At 60.5% G+C, this 19,845-nt stretch carries 19 protein-coding genes and 1 pseudogene; 9 read left to right on the top strand and 11 right to left on the bottom strand.

Annotated features, from left to right (window positions below):
* Positions 1 to 20: 20 nt before the first annotated feature.
* The 9 genes from hutI (at position 21) to WA225_RS06095 (ending at position 11,505) form a co-directional block, all read left to right on the top strand.
* A complete protein-coding gene (hutI, locus tag WA225_RS06135; protein ID WP_422607249.1) occupies positions 21 to 1,226 on the top strand; it encodes an imidazolonepropionase in 1,206 nt (401 codons plus the stop codon).
* Between the two features lie 10 nt (positions 1,227 to 1,236).
* Positions 1,237 to 2,040 carry an N-formylglutamate deformylase gene (gene hutG / locus WA225_RS06130; protein WP_422607248.1) on the top strand — a complete coding sequence of 268 codons (804 nt, stop codon included), beginning with the start codon at positions 1,237 to 1,239 and terminating at the stop codon, positions 2,038 to 2,040.
* A gap of 255 nt (positions 2,041 to 2,295) precedes the next feature.
* Positions 2,296 to 3,267, top strand: coding sequence for a prolyl aminopeptidase (gene pip, locus WA225_RS06125; RefSeq protein ID WP_422607247.1), 972 nt, complete (start codon positions 2,296 to 2,298; stop codon positions 3,265 to 3,267).
* Positions 3,264 to 3,701 carry a D-aminoacyl-tRNA deacylase gene (gene dtd / locus WA225_RS06120; protein WP_034152982.1) on the top strand — a complete coding sequence of 146 codons (438 nt, stop codon included), beginning with the start codon at positions 3,264 to 3,266 and terminating at the stop codon, positions 3,699 to 3,701. Before pip ends, dtd begins: the two co-directional genes overlap by 4 nt.
* Positions 3,702 to 4,162: 461 nt before the next feature.
* On the top strand, positions 4,163 to 5,944 hold the full coding sequence (locus WA225_RS06115; protein ID WP_422607246.1) for a glucan biosynthesis protein G: 1,782 nt from the start codon (positions 4,163 to 4,165) through the stop codon (positions 5,942 to 5,944).
* Positions 5,937 to 8,507: a glucans biosynthesis glucosyltransferase MdoH gene (gene mdoH / locus WA225_RS06110; protein ID WP_422607245.1), complete on the top strand. Its 2,571-nt coding sequence runs from the start codon at positions 5,937 to 5,939 to the stop codon at positions 8,505 to 8,507. Before WA225_RS06115 ends, mdoH begins: the two co-directional genes overlap by 8 nt.
* 375 nt (positions 8,508 to 8,882) lie before the next feature.
* A complete protein-coding gene (locus WA225_RS06105) occupies positions 8,883 to 9,680 on the top strand; it encodes a transporter substrate-binding domain-containing protein (protein WP_034152980.1) in 798 nt (265 codons plus the stop codon).
* 138 nt (positions 9,681 to 9,818) lie between these two features.
* A complete protein-coding gene (locus tag WA225_RS06100) occupies positions 9,819 to 10,778 on the top strand; it encodes an amino acid ABC transporter permease (RefSeq protein WP_422607244.1) in 960 nt (319 codons plus the stop codon).
* Entirely contained in the window at positions 10,771 to 11,505 is a 735-nt protein-coding gene (locus WA225_RS06095; protein WP_422607243.1) for an amino acid ABC transporter ATP-binding protein, read from the top strand. Before WA225_RS06100 ends, WA225_RS06095 begins: the two co-directional genes overlap by 8 nt.
* Positions 11,506 to 11,660: 155 nt before the next feature.
* Here WA225_RS06095 and WA225_RS06090 read toward each other — a convergent pair whose 3' ends face one another.
* From WA225_RS06090 to ubiE, 11 genes and pseudogenes are all read right to left on the bottom strand, one after another.
* Positions 11,661 to 12,374: a methyl-accepting chemotaxis protein gene (locus WA225_RS06090; RefSeq protein WP_422607438.1), complete on the bottom strand. Its 714-nt coding sequence runs from the start codon at positions 12,372 to 12,374 to the stop codon at positions 11,661 to 11,663.
* Positions 12,375 to 12,515: 141 nt separating this feature from the next.
* Positions 12,516 to 13,460, bottom strand: a pseudogene (locus tag WA225_RS06085) (methyl-accepting chemotaxis protein); the annotation flags it as partial.
* Positions 13,461 to 13,667: 207 nt separating this feature from the next.
* Positions 13,668 to 14,375 carry a 16S rRNA (uracil(1498)-N(3))-methyltransferase gene (locus WA225_RS06080; protein WP_422607242.1) on the bottom strand — a complete coding sequence of 236 codons (708 nt, stop codon included), beginning with the start codon at positions 14,373 to 14,375 and terminating at the stop codon, positions 13,668 to 13,670.
* The gene (tatC, locus tag WA225_RS06075; protein WP_422607241.1) at positions 14,372 to 15,163 is read right to left on the bottom strand and encodes a twin-arginine translocase subunit TatC; all 792 of its coding nucleotides are present in this window, start codon (positions 15,161 to 15,163) and stop codon (positions 14,372 to 14,374) included. Before tatC ends, WA225_RS06080 begins: the two co-directional genes overlap by 4 nt.
* The gene (tatB, locus tag WA225_RS06070) at positions 15,160 to 15,618 is read right to left on the bottom strand and encodes a Sec-independent protein translocase protein TatB (protein ID WP_422607240.1); all 459 of its coding nucleotides are present in this window, start codon (positions 15,616 to 15,618) and stop codon (positions 15,160 to 15,162) included. Before tatB ends, tatC begins: the two co-directional genes overlap by 4 nt.
* Positions 15,619 to 15,628: 10 nt before the next feature.
* Positions 15,629 to 15,910: a twin-arginine translocase TatA/TatE family subunit gene (locus WA225_RS06065; RefSeq protein WP_127648614.1), complete on the bottom strand. Its 282-nt coding sequence runs from the start codon at positions 15,908 to 15,910 to the stop codon at positions 15,629 to 15,631.
* Positions 15,911 to 15,935: 25 nt separating this feature from the next.
* Entirely contained in the window at positions 15,936 to 16,268 is a 333-nt protein-coding gene (locus WA225_RS06060; protein WP_007909355.1) for a phosphoribosyl-ATP diphosphatase, read from the bottom strand.
* A complete protein-coding gene (gene hisI / locus WA225_RS06055; protein ID WP_007909357.1) occupies positions 16,261 to 16,662 on the bottom strand; it encodes a phosphoribosyl-AMP cyclohydrolase in 402 nt (133 codons plus the stop codon). Before hisI ends, WA225_RS06060 begins: the two co-directional genes overlap by 8 nt.
* A gap of 81 nt (positions 16,663 to 16,743) precedes the next feature.
* Positions 16,744 to 18,348 carry a ubiquinone biosynthesis regulatory protein kinase UbiB gene (gene ubiB / locus WA225_RS06050; RefSeq protein ID WP_422607239.1) on the bottom strand — a complete coding sequence of 535 codons (1,605 nt, stop codon included), beginning with the start codon at positions 18,346 to 18,348 and terminating at the stop codon, positions 16,744 to 16,746.
* Complete coding sequence (locus WA225_RS06045; RefSeq protein WP_422607238.1) at positions 18,345 to 18,968, bottom strand: ubiquinone biosynthesis accessory factor UbiJ; 624 nt, start codon at positions 18,966 to 18,968, stop codon at positions 18,345 to 18,347. The genes ubiB and WA225_RS06045 overlap by 4 nt, the downstream gene beginning before the upstream one ends.
* Positions 18,968 to 19,738 (bottom strand): bifunctional demethylmenaquinone methyltransferase/2-methoxy-6-polyprenyl-1,4-benzoquinol methylase UbiE, encoded by a 771-nt coding sequence (gene ubiE, locus WA225_RS06040; protein WP_422607237.1) that lies wholly within the window; start codon positions 19,736 to 19,738, stop codon positions 18,968 to 18,970. Before ubiE ends, WA225_RS06045 begins: the two co-directional genes overlap by 1 nt.
* Between the last annotated feature and the right edge of the window lie 107 nt (positions 19,739 to 19,845).

Genomic DNA, 19,845 nt, shown 5'->3' with positions numbered 1-19,845 from the left:
AGCCCCAACGGAGGCCAACAGTGAAAACCCTCTGGCAACACTGCCACGTCGCAACCATGGCGCAGGGCGTCTACTCGATCATCGAAGACGCTGCCATCGTGACGTCCGGTGCGCTCATCGAGTGGATCGGCCCGCGTAATCAATTGCCCTCCGGCGAATACCCGGCAGTCAATGATCTGCAAGGCGCGTGGGTCACGCCCGGCCTGATCGACTGTCACACCCACACGGTGTTCGGCGGCAACCGCAGTGGCGAATTCGAAAAACGTCTGCAAGGCGTCAGCTACGCCGAGATCGCAGCGGCGGGCGGCGGCATCGCCAGCACCGTGCGTGCAACTCGCGAAGCGACTGAAGACGAGCTGTTCGCCAGCGCCGCGAAACGCCTGAAAAGTTTGATGCGCGACGGCGTGACCACGGTCGAAATGAAATCCGGCTACGGCCTCGACCTGGCCAACGAGCGCAAGATCCTTCGCGTCATCCGCCGTTTACAGAAAGAGCTGCCGATCAGCGTGCGCAGCACCTGCCTCGCGGCCCACGCGTTGCCGCCGGAATACAAGGATCGCGCCGACGATTACATCGATCTGATCTGCACGGAGATGCTTCCGGCGCTGGCTGCCGAAGGGCTGGTCGACGCCGTGGACGCTTTCTGCGAATACCTGGCGTTCTCGCCAGAGCAGGTCGAGCGTGTGTTCATCGCCGCACAAAAACTCGGTTTGCCGGTGAAGCTCCACGCTGAACAACTGTCGTCGCTGCACGGCTCCAGCCTCGCCGCGCGCTATAAGGCGTTGTCCGCTGATCACCTGGAGTTCATGGACGAAGCCGACGCCATCGCCATGGCCGAGTCCGACACCGTCGCAGTGCTGCTGCCGGGCGCGTTCTACTTCCTGCGCGAGACCCAGTTGCCGCCGATGGACGCTCTGCGCAAGCACAAGGTGAAGATCGCCATCGCCAGCGATCTCAACCCCGGCACCTCGCCGGCGCTGTCGTTGCGGCTGATGTTGAACATGGCTTGCACCTGTTTTCGCATGACCCCGGAAGAAGCCCTGGCCGGCGCGACGATTCATGCCGCGCAAGCGCTGGGCATGGCCGCCACCCACGGTTCGCTGGAAGTCGGCAAGGTCGCGGATTTCGTTGCCTGGCACATTGATCGTCCGGCGGATCTGGCTTATTGGCTGGGTGGCGATCTGGACAAACGCGTCGTCCGTCACGGCGTCGAATCAAGTCTGTAGGAGAGCGGTTGTGGATAAGGTTCTGAATTTCAAACAAGGTCGCGTGCCGTTGCTGATCAGCATGCCGCATGCCGGGGTGCGCTTGACGCCTGCGGTGGAAGCCGGGTTGATCGCGGCCGCGAAAAGCCTGCCGGACACCGACTGGCATATTCCGCAGCTTTACGATTTTGCCGAAGAACTGGGCGCGAGTACGTTGGCGGCTGAGTACTCGCGTTTCGTCATCGATCTGAATCGTCCGTCCGACGACAAGCCGCTGTACGTCGGGGCGACCACCGGGCTGTACCCGGCGACGTTGTTCGATGGCATTGCGTTGTTCCGCGAAGGGCAGGAGCCATCGAAAGAAGAGCGCGCAAACTATCTGGAGCAGATCTGGACGCCGTATCACCGCACGCTGCAGGAAGAGCTGGCGCGGTTGAAAGCCGAATTCGGATACGCGCTGCTGTTCGATGCGCACTCGATCCGCTCGATCATCCCGCACCTGTTCGACGGCAAACTGCCGGACTTCAACCTCGGCACCTTCAACGGCGCCAGTTGCGATCCACAACTGGCCACGCAGCTGGAAGCGATCTGCGCACGCCACGGCGATTACAGCCATGTGCTGAATGGTCGTTTCAAGGGCGGCCATATCACCCGTCATTACGGCAACCCGGCGCAGAACATCCACGCGGTGCAACTGGAACTGGGCCAGTGCACCTACATGGAAGAGTTCGAACCGTTCCGCTATCGCGCCGGTCTGGCCGAGCCGACGCGGGTAGTGCTCAAGGAGTTGCTGCAAGGCTATCTGGCGTGGGGCCAAAAACACTACAGCGAGTAATCACGCGGTTCCACAGGTTTGTTGCTAGGCCAGACAGCTTTGGTTTATTGATCGTTCCCACGCTCCGCGTGGGAAAGCAGCCCGTGACGCTCCGCGTCACTGGACGCGGAGCGTCCCAAGAGGCATTCCCACGCAGAGCGTGGGAACGATCAGGCTCTGGAGCATGCTCATTGACGTAAATCGGGTTTATGATGCCCAACGGCAGAATAATAGAAGTCCCCCCAGGGATGACCTCGACCCCTTACGGAGCGCGCAATGCAGACTTTGTTTCCGCAGATCAAACCTCACGCCCGGCACGATCTGGCTGTCGATGACACCCATACGCTGTATGTCGACGAAAGCGGTTCACCGGAGGGTTTGCCGGTTGTGTTCATTCACGGTGGCCCCGGCGCCGGTTGCGACGCGCAGAGCCGTCGCTATTTCGATCCGAACCTCTATCGCATTGTCACCTTCGACCAGCGCGGTTGCGGACGCTCCACGCCGCACGCCAGCCTGGAAAACAACACCACCTGGGATCTGGTCGCCGACCTTGAGCGCATTCGCAAACACCTGGGCATCGACAAATGGGTGCTGTTCGGCGGCTCGTGGGGCTCGACTCTGGCGTTGGCTTACGCGCAAACCCATCCTGAGCGTGTTCACGGTCTGATTCTGCGCGGGATCTTTCTCTGCCGTCCGCAGGAAATCGAGTGGTTCTATCAGGCCGGTGCCAGTCGTCTGTTCCCCGATTACTGGCAGGACTACATTGCGCCGATCCCGTTGGACGAACGCGGTGACCTGCTCAGCGCATTCCATAAACGCCTGACCGGCAACGACCAGATCGCGCAGATGCATGCGGCCAAAGCCTGGTCGACCTGGGAAGGGCGCACCGCAACCCTGCGGCCGAACCCGCTGGTGGTCGATCGCTTTTCCGAGCCGCAGCGCGCACTGTCGATCGCGCGGATCGAATGCCACTACTTCACTAACAACGCTTTCCTTGAGCCGAACCAGTTGATTCGCGACATGGGCAAGATCGCCCATCTGCCGGGCGTGATCATTCACGGTCGCTACGACGTGATTTGCCCGCTCGACAATGCCTGGGAATTGCACCAGGCCTGGCCGAACAGCGAACTGCAGGTGATTCGCGATGCTGGCCATGCGGCTTCCGAGCCCGGCATCACCGATGCACTGGTGCGCGCAGCGAGCAACATGGCCCAGCGCCTGCTCGATCTGCCGCCCGAAGAAGCATGAAAGGGCTTTTACAGCGCGTACGCGGTGCGCGGGTTGAAGTGGCAGGCGAAGTCGTCGGCGCGGTAGATCACGGTTTGTTGGTGCTGGTGGCGGTCGAACCCGACGACACGCGTGTCAGCGCCGACAAACTTCTGCATAAGCTGCTTAACTATCGGGTATTCAGCGATGCGGAGGGCAAGATGAACTTGTCCCTCGCCGACGTTGGCGGTGGGTTGCTGCTGGTCTCTCAGTTCACCCTGGCTGCCGACACCAAAAGCGGGTTGCGCCCGAGCTTTTCGACGGCAGCGCCTCCAGCCTTGGGCGAGGAATTGTTCGACTATCTATTAAGCAGTGCGAAACAGGTGCATGGCACTGTGGCATCAGGTAGATTCGGCGCCGATATGCAGGTGCATTTGGTCAACGATGGCCCGGTTACCTTTTTGTTACAGACCTGAAAGCGCTTGAAACACCTTTTTGGGAAATTTCGACTGTTTTTAGGGTGTTTTCGCGATAAATACTTTGTTACCCCTGATGCGTTGTCATGCGGGCTACTAGATAATCGCGCGCACTGGGATCAGCGTTCGCTGATTCATTTTTCACTTAGGTAGAGACTTGTCCGGATCCGATTGGGGAATCATTTTGCCCCAGCGGAGTCGGAACAATGCTCGCCAACCTGGTATGAGCGGTCTGTACGGCCATTTTTGCCAGCATTATTTCGAGGGCCAGGGAGTCAGAGACAAGGCGCTGCGACGACTCATAGCTTGCTATGGGGAGGAGCAGCAACGCAGTATCTGATTTCCTGGAACCGAAATAAGCTGACAAAAATGGCCACACAGACGGCTTGCTGGCCGTTGGTTTATTGATCTGTTTTCGGCGAGGGTTGCTCGTGATTGTTAGTCCCTGTAATGCAGCAAAAATGTCTGCCAAACGCATGCGAAGTGCCCTGGTAGCGGGTTCGGCGCTCCTGTGCCTGCTCAGCGCCGGTCAGCTTTGGGCGTTCAATCTTGACGATGTATCGGCCAAGGCCAAAGAGCTGGCCGGGCAGAAATTCGAAGCCCCGCGCAGCAACCTGCCGAACGAATTCCGCGACATGAAGTTCGCGGACTATCAGAAAATCCGCTTCCTCACCGAAAAGGCTGAGTGGGCTGATCAGAAGACCCCGTTCAAACTGTCCTTCTATCACCAGGGTATGCACTTCGATACGCCGGTGAAAATTAACGAAATCACAGCGAACACCGTCGAAGAGATCAAATACGATCCGACTCGCTTCGATTTCGGCGACCTGAAATTCGATCCGAAAGCCACCGAACAACTGGGTTATGCCGGTTTCCGTGTGCTGTACCCGATCAACAAGGCCGACAAGCAAGACGAAATCATGACCATGCTCGGCGCGAGTTACTTCCGCGTTGTCGGCAAGGGCCACACCTACGGCCTCTCGGCACGTGGTCTGGCGATTGATACCGCGCTGCCGTCGGGCGAAGAATTCCCGCGTTTCCGCGAGTTCTGGATTCAACAGCCGAAGCCGGGCGACAAGCACCTGGTGATCTTCGCGCTGCTGGATTCGCCGCGCGCCACCGGTGCCTACCGTTTGATCCTGCGTCCGGGCAGCGACACCATCGTCGACGTCAAAGCGCAGATGTTCCTGCGTGACAAGGTCGGCAAACTGGGCATCGCGCCGCTGACCAGCATGTTCCTGTTCGGCGCCAACCAGCCGTCGAAAGTCCTCAACTACCGTCGTGAACTGCACGACTCCAGCGGTCTGTCGATCCATGCCGGCAACGGCGAGTGGATCTGGCGCCCGTTGAACAACCCGAAACACCTGGCAGTGAGCAACTTCAGCGTCGAAAACCCGCGTGGTTTCGGTCTGCTGCAACGTGGCCGCGACTTCAGCCACTACGAAGACCTCGACGATCGCTACGACAAGCGCCCAAGCGCCTGGATCGAGCCGAAGGGCGAGTGGGGCAAAGGCACTGTTGATCTGGTAGAGATTCCGACTGCCGACGAAACCAACGACAACATCGTTGCGTTCTGGAGCCCGGAAAAAATGCCGGAGCCGGGCCAGCCACTGGACTTCGCTTACCGCATGCACTGGACCATGGACGAAGCGGCGATTCACGCGCCGGACAGCGCCTGGGTATCGCAGACTCTGCGTTCGACCGGTGACGTCAAGCAATCGAACCTGATCCGTCAGCCGGATGGCAGCGTTGCCTATCTGGTCGACTTCGAAGGTCCATCGCTGGCGGCACTGACTCCGGATGCCGACGTTCGCAGTCAAGTCAGTGTCGGCGACAACGCCGAACTGGTTGAGAACAGCGTGCGCTACAACCCGGAAACCAAGGGCTGGCGTTTGACCTTGCGCATGAAGATCAAGGACGCAAGCAAGTCGACCGAAATGCGTGCCGCTCTGGTGCAGCCAGTCGTGACCGCTGATCTGGCGAAATCGGTGCCGGCGTCCAACTCGTCTGTTGCCAAGGCCGACAAGGTTGCCGCCAAGCAACAAGAGAAACTCGACAAGGAAGCCAAGGCAGCCGAAGCCAAACAGGCCGACGCCAAGCCAGCCGCAGATGCCAAGGACAAGGCTAATAAAGACGCCAAGCAGCCAGTGGCTGCGGACGCGGCCCCAGCCACACCGGAATCGGCACCGACTGAAGAAGTCCTGACCGAGACCTGGAGCTATCAGTTGCCTGCCGATGAGTAACTCTCAAGTACAGCCAGAGACTCTGTCCGAGTATCTGGCGCATCTGCCGATGACCGACGAGCAGCGCGCGGAACTCGCGGGCTGCCAGTCGTTCAGCGAGCTGCATCAACGCCTGTCGTCTTCAACCTTCGACGCACCTGCCGAGGCCGCCCAGGCTTCGGTGGGCAAGCGCCTGATTCTGAGCACTGCCGAACAGCTGGAAGATGCGGAAATGCTGGTGCTCGACGCCAGCGGCCGCGTCAGCCTGAAGGCGACACCGCCGATCCGTCGGACCAAAGTCGTTCCGGAGCCATGGCGCACCAATATTCTGGTGCGTGGCTGGCGCCGTATGACCGGTCGCACCAACCCGCCGCAGCCGCCGAAGGACGAGAATGTCCTGCCGGCCGCGCGCTGGCGCACCGTCGGTTCGATCCGGCGCTACATTCTGTTGCTGCTGATGCTCGGCCAGACCATCGTCGCCGGCTGGTACATGAAAGGCATCATGCCGTACCAGGGCTGGTCGTTCGTCGATCTCGAAGAAGTCCTGCACCAGCCGCTGATGCAAACCGCCACGCAAGTGCTGCCGTATGCGCTGCAAACCAGCATCCTGATTCTGTTCGGGATTCTGTTCTGCTGGGTCTCGGCCGGTTTCTGGACCGCGCTGATGGGCTTCCTCGAGTTGCTCACCGGTCACGATAAATACCGTATCTCCGGCAAAAGCGCCGGCAACGAGCCGATTGCCAAAGATGCGCGTACCGCGCTGGTGATGCCGATCTGCAACGAAGACGTGCCGCGCGTATTCGCCGGTTTGCGGGCAACGTTCGAATCGGTAGCCGCCACCGGTGATCTGGATCGCTTCGACTTCTTCGTCCTCAGCGACAGTAACGACACCGACATCTGCGTCGCCGAGCAACAGGCCTGGCTGGACGTCTGCCGTGAAGCCAAAGGTTTCGGCAAGATCTTCTATCGCCGCCGTCGCCGTCGTGTGAAACGCAAGAGCGGCAACCTCGACGACTTCTGCCGTCGTTGGGGTGGTGACTATAAGTACATGGTCGTGCTCGACGCCGACTCGGTCATGAGCGGTGAGTGCCTGACCAGTCTGGTGCGCTTGATGGAAGCCACGCCGGACGCCGGGATCATCCAGACCGCGCCGCGTGCGTCGGGCATGGACACCCTGTATGCGCGCATGCAGCAGTTTGCGACCCGCGTTTATGGCCCGCTGTTTACCGCCGGTCTGCACTTCTGGCAGTTGGGTGAATCCCACTACTGGGGGCACAACGCGATCATCCGCATGAAGCCGTTTATCGACCACTGCGCCTTGGCGCCGTTGCCGGGTAAGGGTGCGTTCTCCGGTGCGATCCTGTCTCATGACTTCGTTGAAGCCGCGCTGATGCGTCGTGCCGGTTGGGGCGTGTGGATTGCCTACGACTTGCCGGGCAGCTACGAAGAACTGCCGCCGAACCTGCTCGACGAACTCAAGCGTGACCGTCGCTGGTGCCACGGTAACCTGATGAACTTCCGTCTGTTCCTGGTCAAAGGCATGCACCCGGTGCATCGCGCGGTGTTCCTCACCGGCGTGATGTCGTACCTGTCGGCGCCGTTGTGGTTCTTCTTTCTGGTGCTGTCGACCGCGCTGCTGGCGGTGAATACGCTGATGGAGCCGCAGTACTTCCTTGAGCCGCGTCAGCTCTATCCGCTGTGGCCACAATGGCACCCGGACAAGGCGATCGCGCTGTTCTCGACGACCATCGTGCTGCTGTTCCTGCCGAAACTGTTGAGCATCATCCTGATCTGGGCCAAGGGCGCGAAAGAGTTCGGCGGCAAGTTCAAGGTGACCCTGTCGATGCTGCTGGAGATGCTGTTCTCCATGCTGCTGGCGCCGGTGCGGATGATTTTCCACACCCGTTTCGTCCTGGCTGCGTTCCTTGGCTGGGCCGCGACCTGGAATTCGCCGCAACGTGACGACGACTCGACGCCATGGAGCGAGGCGGTCAAACGCCACGGTCCGCAGACCCTGCTGGGCTTTTGCTGGGCGCTGCTGGTGATCTGGCTCAACCCGAGCTTCCTCTGGTGGCTGGTGCCGATCGTCGGTTCGCTGATGCTGTCGATCCCGGTGTCGGTGATTTCCAGCCGTGTTGGCCTGGGCCTGAAGTCCCGTGACGAGAGCCTGTTCCTCATCCCTGAGGAATACAATCCGCCGCAGGCGCTGCTGGCGACTGATCAGTACACCCACGAAAACCGTTACCACGCCCTGAACGACGGTTTCGTCCGCGCAGTGGTTGATCCGCAGCAGAACGCTTTGGCGTGCTCGCTGGCGACCTCGCGTCACGGTCAGGCCGAGCCGATTGAATGGCTGCGTCAGGAACGTGTGCGTCACGCGCTCAAGGTTGGCCCGGCCGGGCTGAACAACCATGATCGTCTGCAATTGCTGAGCGACCCGGTTGCATTGGCGCGTCTGCATGAGCAGGTTTGGGCAGAAGGTCATGCCGAGTGGCTGGATGCGTGGCGCGCTTCGGTGAAGGCCGATCCGCATGCGCCGTTGCTGCCGTTGCAGCCGGTGAGTAGGCAGGCGCAACCGGCCTGATAGAGAAACCCCGCGATATTGCGGGGTTTTTTTTGCCTGCTGAAAAGCCCCTCACCCTAGCCCTCTCCCAGAGGGCGAGGGGACTGATTGGGGGATGCTTCAAAGGTACGCCGACCTGATCCTGCTGTATTGAATCCATAATCGACTGGATCTTTCAGGTCGATGTAGAGCGCAAGACAACCCGGTCGGCCCCCTCTCCCTCCGGGAGAGGGCTGGGGTGAGGGTCAGCCCTTGATTGTTAAACAAATCCCCGATTAAACCTTGTGCAAAAAAACGAGTGCGTTAGCATCCGTCCCCGAATTGGCGCGCCCGGGCTTTTTGGCCCATTTCTGTTGGTTTTCGCGCCGCATACGCAATGGTTTTGGGGACTTGAAGATGAAGAAGTATCTGTCGATGCTGCTGGTCGGCGTCACGGCACTGGTTGCAGTCAATGCGGCGCAGGCCGGCGCGATCGATGACGCGGTCAAGCGTGGCACCTTGAAAGTCGGTATGGATCCGACCTACATGCCGTTCGAAATGACCAACAAGCGCGGCGAAATCATCGGCTTTGAAGTCGACATCCTCAAAGCCATGTCCAAGGCCATGGGCGTCAAGCTGGAACTGGTTTCGACCGGTTACGACGGCATCATCCCGGCGCTGATGACTGACAAGTTCGACATGATCGGCAGCGGCATGACCCTGACCCAGGAACGCAACCTGCGCCTGAACTTCAGCGAACCGTTCATCGTGGTCGGCCAGACCCTGCTGATCCGCAAGGAACTGGAAGGCACCATCAAGTCCTACAAAGACCTGAACACCGCCGACTACCGCATCACCTCCAAGCTCGGCACCACCGGCGAAATGGTCGCCAAGAAGCTCATCTCCAAAGCCAAGTACCACGGCTACGACAACGAGCAGGAAGCCGTGCTCGACGTGGTCAACGGCAAGGCTGACGCCTTCATCTACGACGCCCCGTACAACGTCGTTGCGGTGACCAAGGTCGGCGCCGGCAAACTGGTGTTCCTCGACAAGCCGTTCACCTACGAGCCGTTGGCATTCGGTTTGAAGAAGGGTGATTACGACAGCCTCAACTTCATCAACAACTTCCTGCACCAGATCCACGAAGACGGCACCTACGATCGCATCCATGACAAGTGGTTCAAGAGCACCGAGTGGCTCAAGGACATGGAATAACGCGCATCCGCTGATCGTTCCCATGCTCCGCGTGGGAACGCATCCTGTGACGCTCCGCGTCACGAACAGGCAGGGACGCAGAGCGTCCCGAGCGGCATTCCCACGCAGAGCGTGGGAACGATCATCCGAGAACCTGCAATGAACCAGAAAAAAGCCCAATGGCCCTGGCACGTCCTCACCGTGCTGGTGCTGGTCGGCCTGGCGGGCGCGTTGTATTACGCGACGTCGCTGATGTCCTACGAATGGCGCTGGAACCGCGTGCCGCAGTACTTCGCCTATCAGGCGGAAGAATCCCAGCGCGCCACGGACATTTCCACCGTCACCGAGTTGGTGCGCAAGGGCGGCAGCGCTGTTGTCACCCTGCGCAACGACGCCGGTGACGAGCAGCACCTGACTGTTGACGAGAACAGCCTGCAATTCGCTCAGGGCGACGATGTCGCCGAAGGTGACGTCGTGGGTGTGACTCGGCATTGGGCGGCAGGGCCGCTGTTGTGGGGGCTGTGGACAACGCTTTGGCTGTCGGTGGTGTCCGGGATTCTCGGTTTGCTCATTGGTCTGGTCACCGGCCTCTGCCGGCTGTCGAGCAACCCGACCCTGCGCGATCTGTCGACCATTTACGTCGAACTGGTGCGCGGCACGCCATTGCTGGTACAGATCTTCATTTTCTACTTCTTCATCGGCACGGTGATGAACCTGTCGCGCGAGTTCGCCGGGATCGCTGCGCTGTCGCTGTTCACCGGCGCTTACGTAGCCGAGATCATCCGTTCCGGCGTGCAATCGATTGCCCGTGGCCAGAACGAAGCGGCGCGCTCGCTTGGTCTGAGTGCCGGCCAGTCGATGCGCCATGTGGTGCTGCCGCAAGCGCTGAAACGCGTGCTGCCGCCGCTGGCCGGGCAGTTCATCAGTCTGGTCAAGGACACCTCGCTGGTGTCGGTGATCGCCATCACCGAACTGCTGAAAAGCGGCCGTGAAGTCATCACTACCTCGTTCTCGCCGTTCGAGATTCTGTTCTGCGTTGCCGGCCTGTACCTGTTGATCAACCTGCCGCTGTCGAAAATCGCCAGCCGGCTAGAGCGGAGGCTCGCGCAAAGTGATTGAAGTCCGCGATCTGGTAAAAGTCTTCGACACCCGTGGGCAAGTGGTGCGCGCGGTGGATAACGTCAGCACCACGGTAGCCAAGGGCGAAGTGCTGGTGGTGATCGGCCCGTCGGGCTCCGGTAAGTCGACCTTCCTGCGTTGCCTCAATGGCCTGGAGGAGTTCGATTCCGGCTCGGTGAGCATCGACGGTCTGCAACTGGCCGACCCGAAAACCGACGTCAACGCCTACCGCCGCGAAGTCGGCATGGTCTTCCAGCATTTCAACCTGTTCCCGCACATGACCGTGCTGGAAAACCTCTGTCTGGCGCAGAAAGTCGTGCGCAAGCGCGGCAAGAAAGAGCGCGAGGCCAAGGCGATGGAATTGCTGCACAAGGTTGGTATCGCGCAAAAGGCCAACGAGTTTCCGTCACGCCTGTCCGGCGGTCAGCAACAGCGCGTGGCGATTGCGCGGGCGCTGGCGATGGAACCGAAGGTGATGTTGTTTGACGAGCCGACCTCGGCGCTCGACCCGGAAATGGTCGGCGAAGTGCTGGACGTGATGAAGAACCTGGCCGTGGAAGGCATGACCATGGTCTGCGTGACCCACGAAATGGGCTTTGCCCGGGAAGTGGCGGATCGGGTGTTGTTTTTCGATCACGGCAAGCTGCTGGAGGATGCGGCACCGGCGGAGTTCTTTGATACGCCGAAGGATCCGCGCGCTCAGGCTTTTTTGCGTCAGGTTCTGTAACTGCGGCGTCCTCTCGGACGCCATCGCTGGCAAGCCAGCTCCCACAGGGTTTGCAGTCGATCACAAAATTTGTGTTCAACATCTTCACTGTGGGAGCTGGCTTGCCAGCGATAGCATCACCTCGGTCCACAGCGAACCGAGGCAAATCAATCACCTCAAACCTTGAAGCGCCCCACCAGCATCTGCAAGTGAGTACCCAACCGCGCCAGCTCAACGCTGGACGCCGCCGTCTCTTCACTCGCCGCCGATGTCTGATCGGACACATCCCGCACATTCAGCACGCTACGGTTGATCTCTTCAGCCACCGCGCTCTGCTGCTCGGCTGCTGCCGCAATCTGCTGGTTCATCGCTTGAATGGCCGACACGGTGCGGGTGATGCTCTCCAGCGAGCCACCGGCGCGACGCGTCAGTTCAACACTGCTGTCGGTGAGGGTGCGGCTGTTGTCCATGATCGTCGCGACTTGCTGGGTGCCGCTTTGCAGGCCGACGATCAGTTGTTCGATCTCTTCGGTGGACTTCTGTGTGCGCTGGGCGAGGCTGCGCACCTCGTCGGCAACTACTGCGAAACCACGCCCGGCTTCACCGGCACGCGCGGCTTCGATGGCGGCGTTGAGGGCCAGCAGGTTGGTTTGTTGGGCCACGGATTTGATCACGTCGAGGACGCTGCCGATCTTGTCGCTTTCGCGCTTGAGCTCGCCCATGGCTTCGGTGGAGTGCCCCACCTCAACGGCCAGACGCTCGATCTGCGCGATCGCTTCGCCAACGACTTTGTCGCCTTCGCGCGCTTGTTGGTCGGCAGCCACGGCGGCTTCGGAAGCTTCCTCGGCGTTACGCGCGACTTCCTGCACGGTGGCGGCCATTTCGTTCATGGCGGTGGCGACCTGGTCGGTCTCGATTTTCTGATTGTTGACCCCGGCGCTGGTCTGCTCGGTGACGGCCGACAATTCCTCAGCCGCGCTGGCGATCTGGGTGACGCCGTCGCTGATACCGCCGATCAACTCGCGCAGGCCCTGGGTCATGCTCTGCATCGAGCGCTGCAACTGACCGAGTTCGTCGCGACGCTGCGAAACCAGATTGTGGGTCAGGTCGCCGGCGGCGACGCGTTCGGCGACTTTCAGGGTCTGGTTCAGCGGGATGATGATCTGACGAGTAATCGCCCAAGCGGCCAGCAGACCGAACGCGACGGCGAGCAGGGTGGCGATGATCAACATGTTTTTGGCGTGGGCTGCATCGGTGTCACGCACCACGGTTTGCGACTCGGTGAGCTTCTTGCTGACGTCGATGAGGATGTCACCCTGAGTCGACATGCGCGCGGCGGCCTTGGCGTTGTTGACCTGCGAGTCGCGGAACTGCGCCACTGCGGCGCGATAGGCTTTGATCGAATCGGTGGCTTGTTGCAGGTTGGCGATGTGCTGCTCCGGCAGTTTGGCCGGCAGGCTGTCGAGGTTTTTCAGGGCGTTGTCGATGGCGTCCAGCGCCGGTTGCTCGGCATCGGCCTTGCCGCTGTAGGTGTAGCCGCGCACCTGATAACGCGCCTGTTGCAGCAGTTTGCTCAGCTCGATGACGCTGTTGAATTGCGCGACGCTGTCACCGGCCAGCATGGATTTTTCCACTTCGGCGACTTTCGCCACGGCATTGTCGGCACTGGCGCCAAGTTTGCTGCGGGCGTCTTCGCGCTGCACGGTGGCTTGGGTCATGTCGGCAAAAGCGCGTTTGTATTCGGCAACGGCGGCCAGTTGTTGATCGACCATCGCCGCGTCGGACGGCTGTTCAATCAGGCTGCGTGCGGTTTGCAGGCCGCTGTCGAGTTTGTTCAGCAGATCGGTGACCGCGCCCGGGCCTTGTTCGCCACGGCGCGCTTCGTAGTCCAGACGCGCCAGGCGCAGGTCCTTGGTCAGCTCGTTAAGGCTGGAGATAAAACCGAGTTTGTCACCGCGGCTGATGATGCCGCTCATGCCGGTCCAGCCGGTGAAGGTGATCAACAGTGTCAGCAACAGCACCAGGCCGAAACCGATTCCCAGCTTGCGTTTGACGCTGACGTTTCCAAGATTCTCGGCTAACCAACGGTACATGCGACGACTCCCCGACCACTAATTGGACTTATGGGGAGGGTATCGGCCGAATGATGGCAATCTGTAACACCATTTATCTGGTGCGGAGAATCAGAACAGGCGGGCGAGCAGGGCGGTGACGGCGGTTTCGACGCGCAGGATGCGTTCGCCGAGTTGCACCGGTTGCAGGCCTGATTTGGCCAGCAGGTCGATTTCGTAAGGAATCCAGCCACCTTCGGGACCGATGGCCAGCGTTACCGGTTCGCTCAAGGCGCGCGGGCACGGCGGGTAGTTGCCGGGATGACCGACCAGGCCCAGGGTGCCCTCGGTAATCGCCGGCAGGCGATCTTCAACGAACGGCTTGAAGCGCTTCTCGATGATGATCTCTGGCAGCACCGTGTCGCGGGCCTGTTCGAGGCCGAGGATCAGTTGCTCACGAATGGCTGCTGGCTCAAGAAACGGCGTCTGCCAGAAACTCTTCTCGACCCGATAGCTGTTGACCAGAATCACTTTGGACACGCCCATGGTCGCCACGGTCTGGAACACCCGGCGGAGCATCTTCGGGCGCGGTAGGGCCAGCACCAGCGTCAGTGGCAGCTTGGCCGGTGGCTGCTGATCGAGGCTGACGCGCAGCTCCGCTTCATCCGCTTCGAGGCGTAGCAATTCAGCCGAACCCATCAGTCCGTTGATGCGCCCGACGCGCAGGCTGTCACCGACTTCCGAGCGGTGGACTTCCTGCATGTGGGTCAGGCGGCGATCACGCAGCACTACGCGGTCGGCCGCAATGAAATCGGCCTCTTCGAGCAACAGCAGGTTCATGCCTGGGTCGCTGGCGGCTGGTCGTTGTGGTCGTCGGCCGGGCTCTCGTCCGGACGTTCGCGCTTGCTGATCAAGCCACCGAACAGAATGCCGATTTCAAACAGCATCCACATCGGTACGGCCAGCAGGGTCTGCGAGAAAATGTCCGGCGGTGTGAGGATCATGCCGACCACAAAGCAGCCGATGATCACGTACGGGCGGATCTTCTTCAGGTATTTGACGTCGACCACGCCGATCCACACCAGCAGCACCACAGCCACCGGGATTTCGAACGCCACGCCGAAGGCGAAGAACAGCGTCATCACGAAATCGAGGTAACTGGCGATGTCGGTCATCATTTCCACGCCGGCCGGGGTGGCTGCGGCGAAGAACTTGAAGATCAGCGGGAACACGAAGTAATAGGCGAACGCCATGCCGGTGTAGAACAGCAGAATGCTCGACACCAGCAACGGCACGGCGATGCGTTTCTCATGTTTGTACAGACCTGGCGCGATGAAGCCCCAGATCTGATGCAGGATCACCGGGATCGCGAGGAACAGCGAAACCATCATCGTCAACTTCAGTGGCGTCAGGAACGGCGACGACACGTCGGTGGCGATCATTGTCGCGCCGACCGGCAGGTACTGGCGCAGCGGCGTCGAGACGAAGGTGTAGATCTGCTGGGTGAACGCAAACAGCCCGGCGAAGATGATGAAGATCGCCGCCACACAACGCAGCAGGCGGGTGCGCAACTCGGTGAGGTGCGAAACCAGCGGCATGTGCTGGTCGTTTTCGGGGAGATCGCTCATGGGGCTCGCGGCGGCAGAGTAGGGTCGTGAGGCGCTGGTGTGATCGGCGCGGCGGTTGGCGCAACGTGTTCAACAGATTGTTCCACAGCGGCTGGCGCCGGCTCTGTCGGTGCTACAACGGCAGCGGGTGCGGCTACAGCGGGCGCAGTTGGCGCATGAATCGTCTGCTGCCCTACATGTTCAACTTCAACCGGCGTCGGCTCTTGCTGGACCGGATTGAAAATCTTCCGCGCCTCTTGTTCCAGCGACAGAATGTGCTCGTTGTGCAGTTGCCGACGAATCTCGTCGGCACCGATTTCACGTTCAACTTCCTGTTTGATCGCGTTGAAGCTGCGCTTCAGCCGTCCGACCCACAGGCCAGCGGTGCGCGCAGCGCCCGGCAGACGCTCGGGACCCAGCACCAGCAGGGCGACGAGGCCGACGAGCAGCAGTTCAGAGAAGCTGATACCAAACATTAGTCAGTGCTCACACGTCTTTGCGGATCGGCTCTTCGACTTTTTGCGCCTGCACGTCGATGGTGTGCGGCGGGTTGGCCTGAGCGGTGGCTTGCGGCTGTACCGGTGGCACTGGCTGCGCAGGCGTCACGGTTGGATCAGCGGCCGGTTTTTCCTCGTCGTTCATGGCTTTACGAAAGCCCTTGATCGATTCGCCAACGTCGGTGCCGAGGTTTTTCAGTTTTTTGGTGCCGAACACCAGCACCACGACAACCAGAATGACGATCCAGTGTTTCCAGTCAAAAATGCCCATGTTGCTGTTCCTCTCTCAAAATTGTTCAGGCGGACGGACGCGAGGCTTTCTCGACGTGTCCGGACAGGCCGAAGCGGCGATCCAGCTCATCCAGCACGGCCTGCGGATGCTGCCCCAGTTGGGCGAGCATGACCATGCTGTGGAACCACAGGTCGGCGGTCTCGTAGATCACGTCGCTGCAGTCACCGCTGATGGCGGCGTCCTTGGCGGCAATAATGGTTTCGACCGACTCTTCGCCGACTTTCTCCAGAATCTTGTTCAAACCCTTGTGATACAGACTAGCTACATAGGAGCTGTCGGCGGCTGCGCCTTTGCGCTCTTCGAGCACTTCGGCCAGGCGGGTCAGGGTGTCACTCATGTTTGTGTCCTGCGGAATAGATGGCGTGCGGGTCTTTCAGGACCGGGTCGACTGTCTTCCAGTCGCCGTTTTCGAAGACCCGGTAAAAGCAGCTTTGACGGCCGGTATGGCAAGCGATGTCGCCGATCTGTTCCACCATCAGGATGATCACGTCGGCGTCACAGTCCAGACGCATCTCATGCAAGGTCTGCACATGGCCGGACTCTTCGCCCTTGCGCCACAGCTTGCCACGGGAACGTGACCAGTAGATGGCACGGTTTTCCGCAGCGGTCAGTTCCAGCGCTTCGCGGTTCATCCAGGCCATCATCAGCACGCGTCCGGTCTTGTGATCCTGGGCAATCGCCGGCACCAGGCCATCAGCGTCCCACTTGATCTCGTCCAGCCAGTTTTTCATCTTCGACTCCGACAGCGAACCCCACACTTCAATAGTCGGGTTCAGGCATTGAAACAGTGTGCCAGCCGATCACGAAACTGGCTATCGGCGAACGACCAGATACAAGCCGACTGCCACCATGATTCCCGCCGGCCAATGCCCCAATTCGTGCAGCGGGCCACCGAGGGCGAGGATCACCCCGCCGGCCAGATGCGCGCAACCGAGCAGGCGCAGGAACCAGTCGTCCTTGCGTTTATGCCACGGTGGCGGCGGGTCGTAGGCGTGCGGCTGGGACATGCGTTCGAGCAGATCGCGGGCCATATTCGCCAGATGCGGCAACTGTTCAAACTGGCTCTGCACGTTGCCGAGCAAGGCTTTCGGGCTGACGCGCTCGCGCATCCAGCGTTCGAGGAACGGCTGCGCGGTGTTCCACAGATCCAGATCCGGGTACAGCTGACGGCCGAGGCCTTCGATGTTCAGCAGGGTCTTTTGCAGCAGCACCAGTTGCGGCTGTACTTCCATGTTGAAGCGCCGCGCAGTCTGGAACAGGCGCATCAGCACCTGGCCAAATGAAATATCTTTTAACGGTTTTTCGAAGATCGGTTCGCACACGGTACGGATCGCCGCTTCGAATTCGTTGAGCTTGGTTTCCGCCGGCACCCAGCCCGAATCGATGTGCAATTGCGCCACGCGGCGGTAATCACGCTTGAAGAAGGCGAACAGGTTGCGCGCCAGATAGTCCTGATCTTCCGGAGTCAGGCTGCCGACGATGCCGCAGTCGATCGCGATGTACTGCGGGCTCCACGGATTGACGGTACTGACGAAGATGTTGCCCGGGTGCATGTCGGCGTGGAAAAAGCTGTCGCGGAACACTTGGGTGAAGAAAATCTCCACGCCGCGTTCGGCGAGCATTTTCATGTCGGTGCGTTGATCGGCGAGGGTCGCCAGATCGGTGACCTGAATGCCGTAGATACGCTCCATCACCAGCACTTTCGGCCGGCACCAGTCCCAATAGACTTGCGGCACGTAGAGCAGCGGCGAACCTTCGAAGTTGCGCTTCAATTGGCTGGCGTTGGCCGCTTCGCGTAGCAGATCGAGTTCGTCGTAGATGGTTTTTTCGTAGTCCTGGACCACGTCGACCGGGTGCAGCAGACGCGCGTCGGCCGAGAGCTTTTCAGCGGCGCGGGCGAGGATGAACAGCCACGCCAGATCCTGCGCAATGATCGGCTTCAGGCCCGGCCGGATCACTTTGACCACCACTTCCTCGCCGGTTTTCAGTTGCGCGGCATGCACTTGCGCCACCGAGGCCGAGGCCAGCGGTTCGACGTCGAAACGGCTGAACACGTCGCTGATCTTCTTGCCGAGCTGTTCTTCGATCAGCTTGATCGACAGCTGCGAATCGAACGGCGGCACGCGGTCCTGCAGGTGCATCAGCTCATCGGCGATGTCTTCCGGCAACAGGTCGCGGCGGGTCGAGAGAATCTGCCCGAACTTGATGAAAATCGGCCCGAGATCCTGCAACGCCAGACGCAAACGCGCACCGCGGCTCAGGTCCAGCGGCTTGCGCGGGAACCAGCGCCACGGCAGCACATAGCGCAGCGCCAGAAGGAACCACGGCAACGGCAGATCGAACAGCAGGTCATCGAGGCGGTAGCGGATCACGACGCGCTGGATGCGCAACAGACGGCGGACGGCAAGCAGCTTCATGCGTTATCGCTTGGGTCGAGGGATCGGGAAAGGCGCTCGAAACGCGCCTCGAGACGTTCCAGATCAATTTTGATCCGGTCCAGTTCGCTGAACCGCGCTTCGGCTTCGCGCTGCCCGACGAGGGTGCGCGATTCTTCGGCGAGGTATTCGGCGAGATTCTGGTTGAGGCTGGCAAATCCTTGTTGATACCAGCGTGCGCGGCTGCGCAGGTGACCGCCAATCAATTGCGTGGCGACCGGGCCGAGCCAGCGCGAGAGTTCGTACTCCCAGTCCAGCTCAAGGTCTTGTAGCACACCGGCCAGTTCCAGCAGCACGCCGCTGTCGCCATCGAGTTCGACTTCCGGGGCGTGCAGCACCGCGGTCTTGTCTTTGCTCACGGCCAGTTTGATCAGGCTCGAGGCCGGCGCACGTAAAGTGCAGTCGACAGCGGTGTCCCAATGCGAGGCCAGCATCAAACCTTCGTCGCTCGGCAAAATGAACAGTTGCAGCGCCGGGCTGCGGCAATCGACGGCAATCACCTTGCCGGTCAAATGCGCCAGCCGTGGCAGCGCCGTGCTGTCGAGACGCAGCACCCGGTTGAGGCCGAGTTCAACGCTGGCGAGCAGCCCGGTGAGCAACATCAGGGCTTGATGCCACGGTGCAGGGCAACGATGCCGGCGGTCATGTTGTGATAGGTCACGCGGTCAAAACCGGCGTCGACCATCATCGACTTCAGGGTTTCCTGATTCGGGTGCATGCGGATCGATTCGGCCAGGTAGCGATAGCTTTCCGAGTCGTTGGTGATCAGCTTGCCCATCAGCGGCATGAAGGCGAACGAGTAGGCGTCGTAGGCTTTCGACATCAGCGCGTTGGTTGGCTTGGAGAATTCCAGCACCAACAGACGACCGCCAGGCTTGAGTACGCGCAGCATTGAGCGCAGGGCTTCTTCTTTATGCGTGACGTTGCGCAGGCCGAAGGCGATGGTCACGCAGTCGAAATGATTGTCCGGGAACGGCAGTTTTTCGGCGTCCGCCTGCACGAATTCGACGTTGCCGGCGACACCCAGATCCAGCAGGCGGTCACGACCGACCTTGAGCATCGATTCGTTGATGTCGGCCAACACCACCTGACCGGTCGGGCCGACCAGGTGCGAGAATTTTTTGGTCAGGTCACCGGTACCGCCGGCGATGTCCAGCACGCGGTTACCGCTGCGCACGCCCGACAATTCGATCGCGAAACGCTTCCACAGACGGTGCATGCCGCCCGACAGAAGGTCGTTCATCAGGTCGTACTTGGCGGCTACCGAGTGGAAAACCTCAGCGACTTTTTCCGCTTTCTGGCTTTCCGGAACGTTTTTGAAGCCGAAGTGAGTGGTGGGTTCGGCATCGCTGCCTTTGCGCTGATCAGTCATATCGCTGTCACCAAAAGAGAATGCGCGACATTCTAATCCCCAAGCCAGGCTTTGTCTTGGAATGGCTAAAGGTAAGATGGGCAACCTTCGGGACGATTTGCCGCAGC

Source organism: Pseudomonas sp. (assembly GCF_049300855.1).
Taxonomy (GTDB): domain Bacteria; phylum Pseudomonadota; class Gammaproteobacteria; order Pseudomonadales; family Pseudomonadaceae; genus Aquipseudomonas.
Note: the sequence above shows the minus strand (reverse complement) of the source record. Positions and strands in the feature narration are given on the sequence as shown.

Bases quoted from the DNA above. Each gene is read 5' to 3' on its own strand.
- WA225_RS06065 (WP_127648614.1), bottom strand. From the start codon at position 15,910: ATGGGCATTTTTGACTGGAAACACTGGATCGTCATTCTGGTTGTCGTG.
- WA225_RS06115 (WP_422607246.1), top strand. From the start codon at position 4,163: ATGTCTGCCAAACGCATGCGAAGTGCCCTGGTAGCGGGTTCGGCGCTC.
- WA225_RS06060 (WP_007909355.1), bottom strand. From the start codon at position 16,268: ATGAGTGACACCCTGACCCGCCTGGCCGAAGTGCTCGAAGAGCGCAAA.
- mdoH (WP_422607245.1), top strand. From the start codon at position 5,937: ATGAGTAACTCTCAAGTACAGCCAGAGACTCTGTCCGAGTATCTGGCG.
- WA225_RS06100 (WP_422607244.1), top strand. From the start codon at position 9,819: ATGAACCAGAAAAAAGCCCAATGGCCCTGGCACGTCCTCACCGTGCTG.
- WA225_RS06045 (WP_422607238.1), bottom strand. From the start codon at position 18,968: ATGTTGCTCACCGGGCTGCTCGCCAGCGTTGAACTCGGCCTCAACCGG.
- WA225_RS06105 (WP_034152980.1), top strand. From the start codon at position 8,883: ATGAAGAAGTATCTGTCGATGCTGCTGGTCGGCGTCACGGCACTGGTT.
- ubiB (WP_422607239.1), bottom strand. From the start codon at position 18,348: ATGAAGCTGCTTGCCGTCCGCCGTCTGTTGCGCATCCAGCGCGTCGTG.
- pip (WP_422607247.1), top strand. From the start codon at position 2,296: ATGCAGACTTTGTTTCCGCAGATCAAACCTCACGCCCGGCACGATCTG.
- tatC (WP_422607241.1), bottom strand. From the start codon at position 15,163: ATGAGCGATCTCCCCGAAAACGACCAGCACATGCCGCTGGTTTCGCAC.
- WA225_RS06080 (WP_422607242.1), bottom strand. From the start codon at position 14,375: ATGAACCTGCTGTTGCTCGAAGAGGCCGATTTCATTGCGGCCGACCGC.
- tatB (WP_422607240.1), bottom strand. From the start codon at position 15,618: ATGTTTGGTATCAGCTTCTCTGAACTGCTGCTCGTCGGCCTCGTCGCC.
- hisI (WP_007909357.1), bottom strand. From the start codon at position 16,662: ATGAAAAACTGGCTGGACGAGATCAAGTGGGACGCTGATGGCCTGGTG.
- ubiE (WP_422607237.1), bottom strand. From the start codon at position 19,738: ATGACTGATCAGCGCAAAGGCAGCGATGCCGAACCCACCACTCACTTC.
- WA225_RS06090 (WP_422607438.1), bottom strand. From the start codon at position 12,374: ATGAACGAAATGGCCGCCACCGTGCAGGAAGTCGCGCGTAACGCCGAG.
- dtd (WP_034152982.1), top strand. From the start codon at position 3,264: ATGAAAGGGCTTTTACAGCGCGTACGCGGTGCGCGGGTTGAAGTGGCA.